This window comes from Pseudanabaena mucicola FACHB-723 (assembly GCF_014696385.1).
In the GTDB taxonomy this organism is placed as follows: domain Bacteria; phylum Cyanobacteriota; class Cyanobacteriia; order Pseudanabaenales; family Pseudanabaenaceae; genus Pseudanabaena.
Genome location: NZ_JACJQB010000005.1, coordinates 87,057 through 105,268 on the forward strand (window position 1 = coordinate 87,057; position 18,212 = coordinate 105,268).

Here is an 18,212-nt window from a genome sequence, read left to right on the forward strand (position 1 = left end):
GTCCAAAATCAGAGATCGCCTTAATTATGACTGAAAAATAAAAGATATCAATCTAGAGCGTGTTTTGTTTACATTTCGCCATAGCCTCCACCACTAGGAGTTTCAATCACAAAAGTGTCGCCAGCCTCCATGCTAACTGTGGCAGTGCTGGCTAAATTTACGATCGCACCATCATTTCTAATCACATAATTGCGTCCCGTTGCCCCCGCTTCGCCACCATTCAAGCCAAACGGAGGCACAACGCGGCTACTTGACAAAATCGCTGCCGTCATGGGTTCGAGAAACTTAATCCGCCGAATCACACCATTGCCACCCTGATGTTTGCCCTTGCCGCTACTATTTTTCCTGATTGCAAATTCTTCCAAAAGCACAGGGAATCGCCATTCTAAAATTTCGGGATCGGTCAATCGCGAATTAGTCATGTGAGTTTGGATCGCATCCGTACCATCAAAATTAATCCCTGCACCCGATCCACCGCAAATTGTTTCGTAATATTGATAGCGATCGCTGCCAAAGGTGAAGTTATTCATCGTGCCTTGCGATGCTGCCATCACGCCTAAAGCACCATAGAGAGTGTTGGCGATCGCCTGTGAAGTCTCCACATTGCCCGCCACTACCGCCGCAGGATAGACAGGATTGAGCATTGAACCCTCTGGCACAATTATTTCTAAGGGAACGAGACAACCTGCATTGAGGGGAATCTCATCATCAACAAGGGTGCGGAACACATAGAGAACTACGGCTTTGCACACCGCTAGCGGAGCATTAAAGTTATTAGCAAGTTGCGCGGAAGTCCCTGTAAAGTCGATTTTGGCAGTACGGGCTACTTCATTGAGAATGACTGATACTGAAATTTGACTCCCATTATCGATTGGATAAATAAATCTACGCTCCGAATCATTGCCCCATGCCTGCGCTAATTGCGCGATCGCCTGACGAATGGCAAGTTCTGCATTATGCCGCACATGTCCCATATAGGCTTGCACCGTCGCCGCACCATAGTGCGCCACCATCCGCCGCAGTTCTCTTGCACCACATTCATTAGCCGCAATTTGGGCTTGTAGATCGGCAATGTTTTGGGATGGATTACGGGCGGGATATTGACTAGAAGTTAATAAAGCTAGCGTTTCTACTTCACAAAATTTGCCACCTTTCACCAGTTGAAAATTATTAAAGAGAATTCCTTCCTCTTCAATACTCGTACTATGGGAAGGCATTGAACCGGGGGTAATGCCACCAATATCCGCATGATGTCCTCGTGAAGCCACATAAAAAATTGGCTGTTCGGAATCAATAAATACGGGCGTAATTACGGTGATATCAGGAAGATGTGTACCGCCGTTATAGGGATTATTGGTGGCGAATACATCACCAAGATGGATATTTTGTTTGCGATCGCAAATTAACGCCTTCACACTTTCACCCATCGAGCCAAGATGCACAGGAATATGAGGCGCATTGGCAACCAGTTCCCCCTCGCGATCAAAAATTGCACAGGAAAAATCCAATCTCTCGCGAATATTCACACTGGCACTAGTATTTTGCAGCGTCAATCCCATCTGCTCAGCAATGGATTGGAAGAGGTTATTAAAGATTTCTAGTTTGATGGGATCAGGAGATCCCCCTAAATTCCCCTTAATAAGGGGGACTTGAAGAGAATATTCTCCCCCCTTCAAAAGGGTGGCTGGGGGGGATTTCTGCAATCTCAACGCATAATCTGCATCCAATTCCACTTCCCAATTTGGCTCAATCACATTTGTCCCTGTGTCATCAATAATTAACGCTGCCCCCAAAATGCGATCGCCTATCCGCAAATCTTCCCTGCGATACACAGGCACATCTTGCCATGTCCCCTGCATATACATACTGGTCTGGGCGATCGGCTGACCCGTTCCCACAGGAGAATTAGCATTTTTAGTTTGGGATCTTGGCTGAGAAATAATAATCTCTACCGCAATTGCTTCTACGATCAACGCCTTATCCGCGAAAATAAAACCGTAGCGCTCTTGATGTAAAGCTTCAAAACTAGCGCGGAGATAGCCAAGACTATCGGGCGAAAAGTTTTGAATAGCAACGTTTAAGGACGAATCAGTTCCCCCATAGCGCAACCGTAAACTTGTCTCGATCTGCAAATTGCCATTAGGAGCTTTGCCCTGCAACAGTTCGACTTGCCCTTGTTCGCTTAGTTGACTGGCTATCGCAGCTAGCTCCGTTAGCAATTCTTGATTTAGCTCCGCCTCAACGGTGCGATCGCAAATTGTGCGAATATCCGCCAATCCAATCCCATATGCCGAAAGCACCCCTGCATAGGGATGGATAAATACCTGCGTCATTCCCAACACATCGGCGACCGCACAGGCATGTTGTCCCCCTGCGCCACCAAAACAACACAGTACATATTCAGTCACATCATAACCACGCTGCACCGATATCTTTTTGATCGCCATCGCCATCTTTGCGATCGCAATTTCTAAAAAGCCCTGAGCCACGGCTTCGGGTGTCGTTGGTTGCCCCGTGGCAGCACTAATTTCTTGCGCTAGTTCTCTAAATTTCTGGCGGACAACTTCTCGATCAAGGGGTAAATTACCACCCTTCCCAAATACCTTGGGAAAGAAATCAGGCTGTAATTTCCCTAACATCACATTACAATCCGTTACCGCCAAAGCTCCCCCATGGCGATAACAGGCTGGGCCGGGAAATGCCCCTGCTGACTCTGGCCCCACCCGATATCTCGCGCCATCAAAAAACAATAACGAGCCACCGCCCGCCGCCACCGTATGAATCGACATCATCGGCGTACTCAGTCTCACCCCTGCGACCTCCGTAGATAGCGATCGTTCATAGCTTCCCGCATAGTGCGCCACATCCGTCGAAGTGCCACCCATATCAAAGCTAATGATCTTCTCAAAACCTGCTTTTAAACAGGTCTGCACTGCCCCCACAATCCCCCCTGCGGGACCAGAGAGAATACTGTTTTTACCTTGAAACGAATGTGCTTCCGCTAGTCCACCGTTAGACTGCATAAACATCAATTTGGTCTTATCCCCCTCTCCCCCCTTGGGAGAGGGGCTAGGGGTGAGGGTCTTATCCCCCTCGCCTCTGGGAGGGGTGAGGGTCTTACCTAGTTCCGCACTCACGCGATCAACATAACGTCGCAAAATTGGGGATAGATAGGCATCAACCACCGTCGTATCACCACGACTAATAAATTTAATCAGCGAACTAACTTCATGGGATACAGAAACCTGTGTGAAGCCAATTTGTCGAGCGAGTTTGGCAAGTTTTTGTTCATGTTCTGGGTAGCGATAGCTATGCATTAAGGCGATCGCACAGGCTCTAATTCCCAAATCATAGGCTGTTTGCAATTCCCTTAAAGCTAAATCTGCATTTAAAGGGATGAGAATTTCCCCATGGGCGCTATAACGTTCTTCTATCTCAATTACTCGTTCATAGAGCATTTCTGGCAAAATAATCTGCCGCGCAAAAATATTAGGGCGATGTTGATAACCAATCCGCAGAGCATCACGAAAGCCCTTAGTAATCAATAAAACCGTGCGATCGCCTTTCCGTTCTAGCAGGGCATTGGTCGCCACTGTCGTTCCCATTTTGATCGCAGAAATTTGGTCAATGGGAATTGGCTCTGTTTGAGCAAGACCAAGAATATCGCGGATGCCTTGGATTGGTGCATCACTATAGCGATCGGGGTTTTCCGACAGCAACTTATGCACAATCGTATTGCCGTCAGGACTCTGGGCAACAATATCTGTAAACGTGCCGCCGCGATCGATCCAGAATTGCCATTGATGGTTACTATCTTGGGCTAAATTATTGCTCATATCTAATCTCTTTTTTCACAACAAAAGCCACAAAATCAGTCAAATTTTCAATGCGTTCAGACATTGGTAGAACCTTACCTTTAATAATTCCAGCAAGGGGCTTAAGCCCCTTGTCTGATTAGCCCAACAAATTAATGTTTTCTTGAATCGAAGCCGCCGAGGCATGAAGAGTTGCTATTTCCTGATCCGTAAGCTGCAATTCAATCACCTTCTCCACACCCTGCCGCCCTAACTGAATTGGCACACCGATAAATATATTTTTTAACCCATACTCACCACTTAAATATGCCGCCGCAGGAAAAATGCGATGCCGATCGCTAATGATCGATTCCACCATTTTGTAAGTAGCTGCCGATGGCGCAAAATAAGCACTGCCATTTTTGAGCAGCTTCACAATTTCCGCACCACCATTGCGAGTTCGCTCCACTAATCTTGCGATCGCATCCTCTGACAACAATTGCGTAATTGGCACACCATTCACCGTCGATAGCCTTGGCAATGGCAACATCAAATCACCATGACCACCCAAAACTGTGGTGTAAATATCTGCACTCGAAGTTTTTAACTCCATGGCAATAAAGGTTTGAAAGCGAGCCGCGTCTAATACTCCCGCCATACCGACAACCCGATGGGGAGGTAAGCCGCTAACTTGCCAAGCCAGATAGGTCATCACATCAAGGGGATTGGTCACAATCAGCAAAATGGCATGGGGCGATAATGCGATCGCATTTTTGACCACATCCTGCACAATTCCCGCATTGATTTTTAGGAGGTCATTGCGGCTCATCCCCTCTTTACGCGGCAAGCCCGCAGTCACCACAATCACATCGGAATCTTTGGTGTCACTATAGTCATTAGTGCCACTAATTTTGCGATCGTGATTAGAAATTGCATGGGCTTGCAGCAGGTCGAGAGCAATCCCCTGTGGCTTGCCCTCCACTACGTCATACAGCACCACATCCGCTAAGTTCTCTTTGGCAATGCGCTGTGCTAACATCCCTCCCACATTACCTGCACCAATGACAGTGACTTTAGGCGATCGATAGTCTTGTATTTGGGTTGGCATAATCACTCAGCAATTATTTTTTACAACTATATCGCCCTCATCCCCCAAACCCTTTTTCCAGAACGGGAGAAGGGCTTGGGGGATTTTTTCTAGTGCTCCTTTCCCTTCTTGGGAGAGGAGCTAGGGGTGAGGGTCTTACCAATTTTCGCACTATAAACTGGAAAAAAATAAAGGCGGCGCAATGCGCCGCCTTTATTGAAAGATTTAGAACTTGATGGTGCGGCGATGGGCTGCCACCGACTCGACTAAGCCAATTGCCATAAAGTTTGCCAGCAAAGCCGATCGCCCATAACTGAGCCAAGGCAAAGGAATCCCCGTCACAGGAGCAACGTTAATATTCATGCCAATATTTACAAAGGTTTGGAATAAAACAAAGGAAAATACGCCAATCGCCAATAGAGAACCAAAGTTATCTCTTGCATTCACCGCAATCACTAGTAAGCGCCAGCAAATCCCCACAAATAGCAGTAATACACACATACAACCGACAAAGCCAAACTCTTCGCCAATTGCTGAAAAAATAAAATCAGTATGTTGCTCTGGAATGAAGTTTAGTTGAGTTTGCGTACCCTTGAGCCAACCCTGACCAAGTAGCTGTCCTGCTCCGATCGCAATTTTGGATTGAATGACGTGATAACCAGCCCCCAAAGGATCTTGATTGGGATCGATAAATAGCAGCAAGCGTCTTTTTTGGTAATCATGGAGAATATTCCAGAGCAAATTACCTGCTTGCCCTGAAATTAAATTAATTACTACGGCAACCACGGTACTGATAATCCGAAACCAAGGCAAGGACACCCAAGCCGCCACGCCCATCAAAATCACCCACACAATCCAAGCTGGCAAATATATCGAGAACAGCACTGCGGAAACAATTGGCGAAAATAGCAATAGCAACCAGCCCAAGCTTGCCCCTGCCCAATAGAGCATCCCAATCGTGATCGCGGCGAATACTAACGATGTGCCGAGGTTCGGTTGCAAAAAGATTAAAATCCAAGGCGGTAAAGTCACCCAAGCAACTTTAAAGGTATCTAGGGGGCTTTGGATCGGGCGATCTTGCATTACTGCGGCAAGGGTAATAATTATGCCCACTTTGGCAAATTCTGACGGCTGAATATTAAAACCACCGATAGAGATCCAACGCTCAGCCCCTAGCGCCGTTGTGCCAACAAACATCACCAAAATTAAAGAAATATTCGTAATCGCATAGGTTACCCAATGCAGGCGCAGCAGTTGGTCATAGTGAAATCTGGCGATCGCAAACATCATCACTAAGCCCACGCCTCCCGTCACCCAATGCTGCCACCACTCGGTGCGCTGAGCACGAAAGTCAGAACTATAGATGGCAATACCACCAATGATCATTAATAAAATCGGGAAAACCAACAATAGCGGATCAGCATCGCGCCATTCGCGTTTAATGTTTTCCCAACTTGGCAACTCTAAACCTTTTACGATCATAAAATTCTAAATTCGGGTGATTTCAAAGCTGGAGATAGGTAAGGCTACTTTTGCAAAACTAATACACCCATCATGCCATTTGCGATCGCATAATGTGTGGCGCGATCAAAACCTGCGGCTTTAGCCAATTTGACCTGCTCAGCACCAATTGGGAATCTGGCTAAACTAGGGGCAATGTACGCATATTCATCGGTCATCCCAAACCGATCGGCAAGCGGCACAACTACTCGATCCAAATAAAAATCTTGAAAAGCTTGCATTAAAGGATCACTAGGTCGATGAAAGTCCAAAATTGATGCCTTTGCACCTTTTTTTAAGACCCGATACAGTTCCGCTAAACATTGCGGGATATTCGACACATTTCGCAGCCCATAGGCTAGGGTTGCGCCATCAAAGCTATTGTCATCAAAGGGCAAATCTAAAACATTGCCCTCTTGCCATGTCAGACATTTCTGGATTTTTGGCAAATAGTTTTTGGCTTTATCGGCAGCGATCGCTAGTAGTTCTGTGGAAAAATCGACCCCAATTACTTGACCCGTCGGCGCAACTCGCTTAGCTAGCAAAGCGGTCATATCCCCCGACCCACAGCAAAGATCCAGCCATTTTTCACCCTGTTGAGGGTCACACCAACCTAGTGCCATGTTTTTCCAGATGCGATGCTGACCTAAGCTCAGTAGATCATTAAAGCGATCGTACACTGGAGCAATGCGATCGAAAATCTGTTGAATCTCAGTTTCCGAAGGTTGGGGCATGGTACTACCTAAAATCGACAAACTTATTTTTTATTCACTAAGTAAGCATAATCGTTTAAAGTGCTTTGCGCTGAATTAAAATCCAGAGAAATTTTTGAAAGCGCCGCAAAGCGGCGCTTTCAAAAATTTCTCTGAACCAACAGCCTTAAAGCCTATAAGGCACGCTGCGCGTGCCTTATAGGCTTTAAGAATTTATATTTAATTGCGCCCAGTTACTTAATGGATCAAGCAGCACGTTTTTTCTGGTCGTGTAACAATGTAATACTAGAAAGAGCTAGCCACAAAATTGCCGAACCATGCAGAAACTTTGGTCTAAAAAAAGCAAGCGATCGCAGCCAATGCTCCATCAAGATAATCAATCCAAGTCTCTAAACACTGATGAAACTTCCTTAGCAGAAAATGAGGATAGCTCTGAAGATATCTCGGAGGTAAATGAAGTATCAGCGAAGACTCTTGTGGATTGGGAGACTAGTATTTTTTGGCTATTTTTATCCTTGGCAATTGGTGGAGTTGCACTGGTATCTTTTTGGGGACTACAGTATTTGACTGCTCCCGAAGCAAATCCCGACAGCAGTCTTACCTGTAGCTCCAAAATTAGCGGCGAATGGAAGACTCCCCTTGGCAAAGTCACCTTCAAAGAAGAGGGCAACAATCGCGTTTCAGGTAAATATGAATATGCCAACTTTGAAAGGGGTAAAGTAGTTGGAGAAATCACGGGTAAGCTGGGCAATAACAATGTTATTGATTTTGATTGGAAGGAAACTGCTGAGCAGCAATCACCGCAAAGTGGAAAAGGGGTATTGATTTTTAGTGGTGGTTGCCAACAGTTTTATGGTAGCTACGGCACTGGTGAAAGCACTGACAACTTCGGCAACTGGCAAGGCTCACGTTTATCGAAATAAATTGACAATTTCATATTTTAATTTGCGTAATTTTTGCTATGACAGACTCCCCTTATTTATTGCTAGTCGAAACTAGCGCGATTACTGAAACTGATCCCAATACTTGGAATGCGATCGCAAAACTTGGTGACTGTTTTTTGCCAGAGACAGTAGCCTCCGAACTCAAACATATTGCTGAGGGGAAACTTGAAGGCAACGAAGCAATTGCAAGGCAGTTTCAAGGTCGATTAACCGAGCTAAATTGGCAAACGACTAACATTTCCGCCAAACACCCCGATCTGCTGATCAGAAGTACCCAAAATTTGAGTCGCAAGGCAAAACTGCTGAATAATGTTGCCCAAAGTGCCGTTGGTCTTGCCAATGCCAATCCGCAGCAATGCGTAATTTTAATCTCCGATGAAATTGCCCTCCGCGATCGCATTGCCAAACTACAACATAATCATCTCTGCGCGATCCCCTCCGCAATTGCGCGTCAATGGTCAAGAACCAATCAAGCGCCGCCCATTGTCAAACAAACCCTCAAACAACTAGAAAACTACCTTGCTCGCCAACCTCTAGCATCACCTCCACTAACTTCAGCACAACAAACTGTTGTAGATTTAAACAAATTAGCCAACTCGACATTAAATACAGCAGATTTCCTCAAATCCGAGCTACCCAATCGCGCAAAAGTGGCTACCCATAGCGCAAATTATGCGCAAATTGCCATTAATATTGTCAAGTCTGGTCTAGCTATTCTATTTTTTATTGCACTTATTTTGATCGGTTGGCGCTTAATTCAGCCTCAACAATTTCAACAATTTTGGGACAAAACTGGCTTGCCACCATTACCCAAACTATCGTCATTACCTTAACTAAACTCAAACAAACTCAGTGACCGAGAGCAGTAGGGGCAACTTAATAGGAATTAGCAAGGTGTTTCTTTAATGGCATTTTTAAGCAAAACCCTCACCACATATCTATGGCAGCGAATATGGGCAAAAATGATAGACATGTAGAGTCTTTTCAACTAATCGAGAAACTCAATGAAATAGGGATCGCGCTATCAGCCGAAAAAAACACCCCAAAGCTCCTAGAGATGATTTTGCGCGGCGCAAAGACCATTTTGAATGCTGATGGTGGCACGCTTTATTTAGCTAGCGAAGATAAAAGACATCTCCAGTTTGAAATCATCATGAATGATTCCCTTGGGATCATGATGGGCGCAAACTTTGGTGAGCCGATCCCCTTTGATCCTCTACCTCTTTATGATGCTGCGGGGAATCCCAACAACACCATGGTGGCGGCTTACTCGGCTATCCACAAACAAACGATTAATATCCCTGATGCCTACACAGCCAAAGGGTTTGATTTTTCAGGGACAAGAGCTTTTGATATCCGCATGGGCTATCGCTCGAAATCCTTCCTGACCTTGCCGATGCTCAACCATGAGAATGAGTTAATTGGGGTGCTGCAACTGATCAACGCCAAAGGTACAGAGGAAAATCAAATTGTCGATTTTTCTAAGGTTTCTCAACGCATTGGCGAGTCTCTAGCCTCACAGGCAGCGATTGCCCTCACTAACAACACCTTAATTAACCAATTTCGCGAGTTGTTTGAGTCTTTTATTAACCTTATCTCCGAGGCAATTGATAAAAAGTCCCCCTACAATGGCGCTCACTGTCGCCGCGTACCATCGTTAACGATGATGATCGCCGATGCAGCATGTAAAGCTGATTATGGGATTTTCAAAGGCTTTGACCTCAATGAAGATGAGCAGTATGAACTGAGAATTGCAGGATTGCTCCATGACTGCGGCAAAGTAACTACACCTGTACATGTCATCGACAAATCTACGAAATTAGAGACAATTTTCGATCGCATTCATCTGATTAATACTCGCTTTGAAGTTTTAAAACGGGATGCGGAAATTATGTTTCTCAACCAAAAAATTGCTGCACTCGAATCAGGATATACCAACCTCATTCCTGAACTAGAAGATACTTTTCGCCAAAAAATTGCCCAATATTCTAGTGATCAGGCTTTTCTAAAGGTCTGTAATATTGGCGGTGAGTTTATGTCCGAGGAATATAAGGATCGGCTATATGCGATCGCAAATTATCGCTGGATTGATCCCCAAGGTGTCGAAACCAATTTCTTAACTGAAGATGAAATCTATAACCTGAATATTTCGCGAGGAACCTTAACTGCTGAAGAACGCAAAATCATTAACGATCACATTGTCGTTACGATCGAAATGTTAGAGCAGTTGCCCTATCCTCGCAATCTGCGCCGTGTTCCCGAATATGCAGGCGGTCACCACGAACGCATGGACGGAAAAGGTTATCCCAAGGGATTAACCCGTGAGCAAATGTCTTTGCCTGCAAGGATGATGGGAATTGCCGATATCTTTGAAGCCCTTAGCGCCAAGGATCGCCCGTACAAAAAAGGTAAAACTTTGACCGAATGCTTACATATCCTCGGTAATATGAAGTTGAATAACCACATCGATCCCGATATTTTTGATCTATTTGTGAGTGAAAAAATTTACTTGCGTTATGCCCACGAATATCTTGATCCTGATCAGATCGATGATGTGGATGAAACGAAAATTCCCGGTTACCAGACAACTCTAGCTACTGTTTAATCCAAATTGATCTCGTACTTATTTATGTTTGCTCAGTTTCGCTCTCAATATCCACAGGGTCGCATCCAGACGGAGATGCTTCCCAAAATCGATGGTCTTCATGCCTTTAGAGCGATCGTTTCTGCGGGTGAGTCCATCATGGGGACAGCTACGGCTGTTGATAGCGATCTGGAAATAGCAGAGGATCGAGCAGTCAAAAGGGCGCTCACGATCGCAGGGCTTGCCTTCGACAATGGATTTGAGAATAACTATGGCAACTATGGCAGCCACTCGCCCATGTTGACGCAAGTTTCCCGTGAGCCATCCAGTGTTAATTCCTTACCATCGGCAAACTTTAATCAAATCGGGAGCCTAGAAACTAGCAATCACGCTGTCCATAGTTCTAGCGATAACTCCACCCATACCATCCAAGCCGAGTCTACGCCTGATTATGCGAGTGACTATGGCAATAATTTTGACTATATGCCCAGTGCTACCATTGAGCCGCCGAAACCTGAGCCAATTACATCTGCTCCCAAGCTCACCTCAGAAGCGGTCGATCTTTCCGATGCAATTTCTAAAATCGATGTGGAAATGGAGCGACTAGGCTGGAAAAAAGAGCAGGGACGTGACTATTTGGTACGCACTTTTCATAAAAAGTCGCGTCAGCAATTAACCGACGCAGAACTATTACAATTTCTGAGCCATTTAAAATCCTTGGCAACACCACATCGACAGGCAGAAAATGACGATTTCTTCTAGAATTGTTGGTTAAAAATCGCGATCGAAGCTTGCGAAGCAAGTTGTCAGATATCTAGGGCATTCACTGATGAAATCCGTTAATTTTAAAGAAGAATTAAGCCTGTTAATTCGTGCCAAATGCCCCATCATTTATGTGGTGACATGGGAAGAAGAGCGTGCTGAAAAGGCGATCGCACAGGTTGCCAAGGAATGTGGCCCACCTCGCGAGATGCACTATTACGATCTAGTGCGTGGCTTTGAGCATAATCAGGAAGGCAAAAACAATCTGCTGCAAGCTCTGCAAATTGTCGAAAATAGCGATCGCAAAACATCAGCAATTTATGTTTTTCGAGATTTACATCGGCGTTTAGCTTCACCAAGGCTAGATGAAATCTTTGTGCGTCAACTTCGCAATCTCTATCGCAGTCTTCGCAATTCTCGCAAGACCTTGATTTTATTAAGTCCATTGCTAGAGCTACCCTCCGAGTTAGAAGAGCAAGTCACGGTTCTCTATTTTCCCCTGCCTGAAACCAAAGAAATTCGCACCATCATTGAGCAGATGATTCCGCCTGAGCAGTTACGAATGGAAAGCAATAGCCTCGAACAATTAATTAAGGCTTGCATGGGTATGACTCGCGATCGCATTTGTCACACCCTATCCAAGTCAATTGTCCAGAAACATTTTCTCAATGAGTCAGATATTGATCGCGTTTTAGTAGAAAAACAAAAACGGATTCGCCAAACCGAATTCTTAGAATTTTTCACTCCCAATGAAACCCTCGATAGTATCGGTGGTTTAGATAATTTCAAGCTCTGGTTGATGCAACGTCAGCAAGCCTTTTCCGATGAAGCAAGGGCTTTTGGTTTGCCGAACCCAAGGGGAGTTTTGTTATTAGGTATTCAGGGTACGGGCAAAAGTCTCTGTGCCAAAGCGATCGCCAATCTTTGGCGATTGCCCCTACTGCGCCTAGATGTTGGGCGGCTATTTGGTAGCCTTGTCGGACAGTCCGAAAGCCGCACCCGTCAGACCATTCAACTCGCTGAAGCCCTCGCGCCTTGCATTCTCTGGATTGATGAAATCGACAAAGCCTTTGGCGGCATTGCCAACAGCACAGGTGATTCGGGAACGAGTCAAAGGGTTTTAGGGACTTTATTGACATGGATGCAGGAAAAAGCCAGCCCTGTTTTTGTCGTCGCCACCGCCAACAATATTCATGCCCTCCCGCCTGAACTACTGCGAAAAGGAAGATTTGACGAATTGTTCTTTATTAATCTCCCCACCTATGAAGAACGTAAAGAAATCTTTTTGCTGCATCTCAAACGATTTCGCCCCACGGAATTACATAATTTTGACATTGACAAGATGTCATCAATCTCTAAGGAGTTTAGTGGCGCAGAAATTGAACAGGCGATTGTGGAAGGAATGTACCGAGCCTTCCATGAAAAGCGTGATGTCAATACCGATGACATTATCGGCGCAATCAGGGAAACCTATCCCTTGGCGAGTACCGCTAGAGAGCAGATTAGTTTTATGCAGGCTTGGGCAACTCAAGGCAGGGCTAGAAGTGCTTCCCGTGGGGAGGTAATCGATCTGCCCAGCGATAAGGCGAACTTCAAATTAGCTGAGCGCAGTGATATGACTGTAATCGATGGGGCTGTTGCAGCTAGCAATGATAAATCTGTAAAGCATCGTCCCTTGCCCCTACCGCCTCTACCCCAAATTAAATCTAGTTCCGAATCATGAACTCAAATCCTGCGCCCTCCTTTGAAAATCCAGATTTGCCACAGTTGCAGGCAATCAAGGCGCATTTAGATTTAGTGCTGCTGTCCCTAGAGGCATTAACGGGAATAGGATCTGATGAAATGTTAGCGGTTGCCGAAAAATTAGGTTTAGAAGAAATTTTAAGCGATCGCATTACGTTGTGGCGGTTGCGGCAAGCGAGTCCATTACGCAAGGGCAAAGGACGTAAAAAGCTGGATGTTGATGAGGCAAGGGCAATGACATTAATCAGTTGCACCCTAGCTTCGCAGCAACAGTTCGCGATTCGGAATGCGGTGGCGCTGTTGGAACAATCCACTGCACTAAAACGCCCGCCTTATCGCGAACCGATCTTGGGAGATTATCTCGATCGGTTTAATACTCTCTATCAAGAACGGATGGCAGAAGAGGAGCAAGCTAAACCCGATGCAATTCAGCGTTTAGCCTTAAAACTATTAATTGATTTGCTGTTTTATAGTTCGCAAATTGGTTCACGCCGCCTTTGGGTTGCCCTATTTGAGCGATCGCAATAGTTTTAATGAGCCAGCGCTTTGTGCTGGCTCATTAAAAATGTGATGCTACTTAACAACTGAACAAGGGGCTTAAGTCCTCCTTTTGTCTGCACGTAACTAAATCACCTCATTCACAGGGAAGCGATCAATCATCTGAGCCGCCTGTTTTGCCGCTTGATAGATTTGGGTTGGCAAATTAGGGACATGGGGAATTTGATAGAGCAAATCAATAGTGCGGCGCATCAAACGCACAATATCCCCTTCATCAAGGTTGGTATTTTGGCATAGCTCAAACCATTCCATCCCCAGCGCCCACTGCTCAACTAGTCCCGTCAACTCATAATCTAGCCATGCAGGGATATCCACCAAATAACGACGCTGGATCGGCATCAGTTGCCGACGAATTTCGCGCAAACCATCAAGGGCATCTTCGACCGTGGGCGACAGACCGAATTTAATCCAGTTGTCGGGGCGCGTATTTTCGCTAACAATGGCAGCGCAGACGGTGGCGAGATGGTGCGGGGCAAGATTATCTAATTCACCAGACATTAGGCATAGAGCTAACCACAGTTCATTTTCACCGCGCAAAGCCGCTACAACTTTACCCCGATCTGTTGGTTGGGTCTCTTCCAGACATGCATAGCTTTGCAAAATATTGACTAGGCTCATAAATTCTTGCCAATGTCTTTGGCGGCGCTCATTAACCACCTTTTGTTGGAAGTCAATTTGGCGTTGCAACTGCTCAAGACGATTGACTTTTTTGAAAATAGCGCCACGATCATTCATTTTGGAGACAGGATGCTGATTCATCTCGGCTTCGATCGCAATTACTCGTGCCTGTTGTTTGAGGACTTCAGGAGCTAGTTCGAGTTCGGGTAAGGGCTGAATTGTTTTTGCGATCGCAAGACTAGTTTCATCCCCCTCGATGGACTGTCCGGGACGCAGTGGCAATTTACTGGGGTATTCAATATCACCATCGAGCAGTAAATCTGTCCCCACCTGCACAATATCTTTGTAGCCGACCGTATACCAACGATTATCGTGCCCCAGACAGACAAACCAAGGGAATTGACCAGAACCTTGCACCTTGGCAGCCAGCACCACATGCACAATTAAACCCTTGTTGGTGCGAATCGTCAGTGGTGAACCTGACAGTAAATAGGGGGCATAGGATGCCAAATCATTGAGGCGCATCTCTTCGGCTTGTTGAGCAAGCATTTTGAGCAACCGCTTTTCCTCTCGATTGCGATCGCGCAATTTGTCATAGACTTCCAATTGCTTCAAATCAACATTAGCCAGATCCTGCTCTAACTTCGCAATTTGTTCCGTCACCGATTCGAGATTCTGGATCTGTGGGGCAAGGTTTAGATCAGCGAGATATTGACCGAAGCTGCGTTCTACCAAGTCTCGCGCTTGTTCTAGGGAATGGGTTTGCAGCAGATTCATCACCATGCCATAGCTGGGCGCAAACTGGCTCACCAATGGATCGGCGCTCGATGTGGCTAGATGAGCCGCTTCCTTCGCACCCTCAAAGGGAGTTTGCACCGTCACCACATAGCCCACCTCATCCATCCCCCTTCTCCCTGCACGTCCTGCCATTTGCAGAAACTCCGAAGCATTTAACAATCGATGTCCGCGATCGGTGCGCTTGGAAATACTCGAAATTACCGTGGTGCGAGCAGGCATATTTATCCCTGCGGCAAGGGTTTCTGTCGCAAATACGACCTTGATTAAGCCTTGTTGAAATAGCTCCTCCACAAAGCCTTTCCATGCGGGTAAGATCCCTGCGTGATGAGCGGCAATACCTCGATAGAGGGCATCAATGTGGGTCGGTTTGCCAATCTCAGGATTCGCTGCAATAAACGCATCAATTTGGGGCTTCAGTCTGAGTGATTCTTCGGCATTGACAAGGGAAATATTGCCCAAATCTGTAACCGACTTATCGCAGCCACGACGACTAAAAATGAAGTAAATCGCGGGCAGCATATCCCGTTGCCGCAAATGGGAAATTACGGCTCCGACGCTGGGGACAATTTTATGGCGTTCTTCTTTGGTGGGAGGCTTGTTAGTGAGGGGCTTGAGCCGTGGATTAATTTTTTGATAAGAGCTATCGAGCAGCGGAAAAAAGCCTTTGCTATTGCAAAAAGAATGTTGCAGTGGCACAGGACGAAAATCAGAATAGATTAACTCCGTATCACCATGAACTTTGTGAATCCAGTCCGTTAGTTGTTGACTGTTCGCCACCGTTGCCGAGAGTGCCACCAGTTGCACACCCGCAGGGCAATAAACAATCGATTCTTCCCAAACTGTCCCTCGCTGGCGGTCATTCATGTAGTGGCATTCATCTAGTACCACCACTTCCACATCCGTGAGTGATGTCCCCACTTCACCAATCGGCGTACCGTAGAGCATGTTCCGAAAAATCTCGGTGGTCATCACTAAAATCGGAGCATCACGATTGACCGATGTATCGCCTGTTAATAACCCCACATTTTCATCGCCAAACTGATGACGAAAATCGCGCAATTTCTGATTGGATAGGGCTTTGAGGGGTGTGGTATAAAAAACGCGCCGATTCCCCGCTAGCGCTGCATGGATGGCATACTCACCAATTAGGGTCTTTCCTGAACCTGTGGGCGCACAAACAACGACCGACTTACCAGCTTGCAAGGCGGCAATCGCCTGTAATTGAAACGAATCAAGCTCAAAGGGATATAGTTCTTGGGGGTCTAATGCTTGCACGCAAGTCTGCCTGAATAATTTATTTGTGATCGTTGCAAATTAGTTGATTGACAATAAAGCGGATAACCAGTGCGATCGCAATTTTATGTCAACAAGCAAAGCCACAGGGTAACTTTGCTTGCCAAAGAAATTAAGGAAACTATTTTTTAACCAATTTTACTGGTTGACCCTCAGCTTGGAGTTCTTTGCCATCTGCAGATAGGGTGTATGGCTGCTTAGGAGGAGCTTGCGCTGGTTTTTCTCCGTTTACAGTTTCGACCTGTGACACGACCTTGCCATCTTCAATCGTAATTTTGCCAGCAGTCTTGATTTCTTGAACTTCATCCTTGGTGGAAACTGCTTTTAGAGTTGCCTCAAATGTACCTTCAGGCTTAATTGTCCATTCACCTGTAACCGACTTAACGCCATCTTTTTCGGCATCAGCTAATACCTTAGGATCGAGGACTACGTTATATTCACCTGCAACCTTGTCAAGACTGGGGGTATTGGTGCTGGTTGTAGTTTTGTCAGGCGCGGTGGTTGCGGTTTCCGTGGGACTAGCACTAGGTGATGCCGATGCGGTGGGGCTAGCTGTAGAGGCGGCAGTGGTTGGTGCAGTTGTGGTTTGCTGAGGTTGCTGACATGCCGAAACAAAGGTTACACAGCTAACTGCGATCGCAGCGAGGATACTTTTCTTGATAGAAGAATTGAGTGATTTTTTCACGATTAGTTTAGAGATGTAATTAACAGTAAGTAACGGCTGGAAATTAGTATGGAGTGTGCTTGTTTAATCAAGATACTCTACAGGTTATTTCTTAGCAAACTGTTTGGATCATAGCCTAAGCGAGTATTGCAATCTAGCAAAGGCAATACTCGTTTAGGTCGCCGTTACATTTAATTTGCAGTTGATTGCTTTGCTCTCAACCCATGAATATTAACGGGTGGCAATTGTTTCCACTGGCGCAGAATCCACGGCGACCACTGGCATATTTGCGGCATCAGTTGCGATCGCAGTTGGCTCATTAGGAGTAGTGAAATAAAGGACTACCAGAGGTAATGCACCAACCAAGATGCCAAGCAAAGCAGGAACGTAAAAACCTGCATTGAAGCTCAGAATTAAGGCAAACATAAAGTTGCCTGCATACATGAGGGCAGGAAACATGATTTGCTGACGATTGAGAATTGGCTGATCGTCTTTGCCCCAAATCAAGGATGCAACGGTCATAAATACAGTACCAGTACCAAACCAGCCAAAAAAGTTTTGGTAAGGCATTCCGTAAAATTCTCCCGCTTGATGCCATTCCCAGAAGGGATAATCGGTCTGACTCATCGCAGGATCAAGCACAAAGTCCCAAGAGGTGAGCATCAAGGCTCCTAATGCGATCGCCACTAGGCGATATCCCCAACCCGTACCTAACCGCATCAAGGTAGCTGATACCAAGAAGGCAGAAAAGCCCATATAGAACCAAGACAAAGGAATTGTGAAGGGTACGAGGTCAGCAATTTTGTAACCCAGTCCGCTCAGGTATGAGTAAGCACCAAAGGGAAAACCAGTGCTAGTGCCAAGTAGCTCGCTAGTCAAGGAAAGCCCCACCGCAGGAATACAAAATGCGAGGGTACGCTTTAATCCGATCATTTGCTTGCCATAGAGGAAGGCGGCGATCGCGCCAAAAATCATGTAGGATGCACCGCCATTTTGCATTCCCCATGAAAAGACTTGCAAACCAGCTTCCGATAAGCTTTCAATAAACGCTGTGTTTGGTAGGACAAGAACCAGACCGAACAGACCAAATACCATTGAAACTAGGTGCATTCCTAAATTGAACCAATGTGCGGGGATCGCTCTCCTCATCACGC

General features: G+C 45.9%; 13 protein-coding genes. 6 read left to right on the forward strand and 7 right to left on the reverse strand.

Annotated elements, in window-relative coordinates:
- Nucleotides 1–68: 68 nt before the first annotated feature.
- From H6F41_RS04635 to ubiE, 4 genes are all read right to left on the reverse strand, one after another.
- Nucleotides 69–3,836, reverse strand: a complete 3,768-nt coding sequence (locus tag H6F41_RS04635; RefSeq protein WP_190402309.1) for a hydantoinase B/oxoprolinase family protein — start codon at nucleotides 3,834–3,836, stop codon at nucleotides 69–71.
- 118 nt (nucleotides 3,837–3,954) lie between these two features.
- Nucleotides 3,955–4,902 (reverse strand): malate dehydrogenase, encoded by a 948-nt coding sequence (gene mdh / locus H6F41_RS04640; RefSeq protein ID WP_190402310.1) that lies wholly within the window; start codon nucleotides 4,900–4,902, stop codon nucleotides 3,955–3,957.
- A gap of 204 nt (nucleotides 4,903–5,106) precedes the next feature.
- Nucleotides 5,107–6,363 carry a rod shape-determining protein RodA gene (gene rodA / locus H6F41_RS04645; RefSeq protein ID WP_190402311.1) on the reverse strand — a complete coding sequence of 419 codons (1,257 nt, stop codon included), beginning with the start codon at nucleotides 6,361–6,363 and terminating at the stop codon, nucleotides 5,107–5,109.
- A 44-nt stretch (nucleotides 6,364–6,407) separates the two neighbouring features.
- Nucleotides 6,408–7,115: a bifunctional demethylmenaquinone methyltransferase/2-methoxy-6-polyprenyl-1,4-benzoquinol methylase UbiE gene (gene ubiE, locus H6F41_RS04650; RefSeq protein ID WP_190402312.1), complete on the reverse strand. Its 708-nt coding sequence runs from the start codon at nucleotides 7,113–7,115 to the stop codon at nucleotides 6,408–6,410.
- A 296-nt stretch (nucleotides 7,116–7,411) separates the two neighbouring features.
- Here ubiE and H6F41_RS04655 point away from each other — a divergent pair, with 296 nt between their 5' ends.
- The 6 genes from H6F41_RS04655 to H6F41_RS04680 all read left to right on the forward strand — a co-directional run bounded on the left by H6F41_RS04655 (nucleotide 7,412) and on the right by H6F41_RS04680 (nucleotide 13,655).
- On the forward strand, nucleotides 7,412–8,017 hold the full coding sequence (locus H6F41_RS04655; protein WP_190402313.1) for a hypothetical protein: 606 nt from the start codon (nucleotides 7,412–7,414) through the stop codon (nucleotides 8,015–8,017).
- Between the two features lie 38 nt (nucleotides 8,018–8,055).
- Nucleotides 8,056–8,871, forward strand: coding sequence for a PIN domain-containing protein (locus tag H6F41_RS04660; protein WP_190402314.1), 816 nt, complete (start codon nucleotides 8,056–8,058; stop codon nucleotides 8,869–8,871).
- 107 nt (nucleotides 8,872–8,978) lie between these two features.
- Nucleotides 8,979–10,643, forward strand: a complete 1,665-nt coding sequence (locus H6F41_RS04665) for an HD family phosphohydrolase (RefSeq protein ID WP_242022921.1) — start codon at nucleotides 8,979–8,981, stop codon at nucleotides 10,641–10,643.
- Between the two features lie 24 nt (nucleotides 10,644–10,667).
- Nucleotides 10,668–11,384, forward strand: coding sequence for a hypothetical protein (locus tag H6F41_RS04670; protein WP_190402315.1), 717 nt, complete (start codon nucleotides 10,668–10,670; stop codon nucleotides 11,382–11,384).
- A 67-nt stretch (nucleotides 11,385–11,451) separates the two neighbouring features.
- The gene (locus H6F41_RS04675) at nucleotides 11,452–13,107 is read left to right on the forward strand and encodes an AAA family ATPase (RefSeq protein ID WP_190402316.1); all 1,656 of its coding nucleotides are present in this window, start codon (nucleotides 11,452–11,454) and stop codon (nucleotides 13,105–13,107) included.
- Complete coding sequence (locus H6F41_RS04680) at nucleotides 13,104–13,655, forward strand: DUF3038 domain-containing protein (protein WP_190402317.1); 552 nt, start codon at nucleotides 13,104–13,106, stop codon at nucleotides 13,653–13,655. Before H6F41_RS04675 ends, H6F41_RS04680 begins: the two co-directional genes overlap by 4 nt.
- A gap of 96 nt (nucleotides 13,656–13,751) precedes the next feature.
- Here H6F41_RS04680 and H6F41_RS04685 read toward each other — a convergent pair whose 3' ends face one another.
- The 3 genes from H6F41_RS04685 to cruF all read right to left on the reverse strand — a co-directional run bounded on the left by H6F41_RS04685 (nucleotide 13,752) and on the right by cruF (nucleotide 18,207).
- Nucleotides 13,752–16,376, reverse strand: a complete 2,625-nt coding sequence (locus H6F41_RS04685; protein WP_190402318.1) for a DEAD/DEAH box helicase — start codon at nucleotides 16,374–16,376, stop codon at nucleotides 13,752–13,754.
- Nucleotides 16,377–16,515: 139 nt separating this feature from the next.
- Nucleotides 16,516–17,079, reverse strand: coding sequence for a hypothetical protein (locus H6F41_RS04690; protein WP_190402319.1), 564 nt, complete (start codon nucleotides 17,077–17,079; stop codon nucleotides 16,516–16,518).
- A 210-nt stretch (nucleotides 17,080–17,289) separates the two neighbouring features.
- Nucleotides 17,290–18,207, reverse strand: a complete 918-nt coding sequence (gene cruF / locus H6F41_RS04695; RefSeq protein WP_190402360.1) for a gamma-carotene 1'-hydroxylase CruF — start codon at nucleotides 18,205–18,207, stop codon at nucleotides 17,290–17,292.
- Nucleotides 18,208–18,212 lie beyond the last annotated feature (5 nt).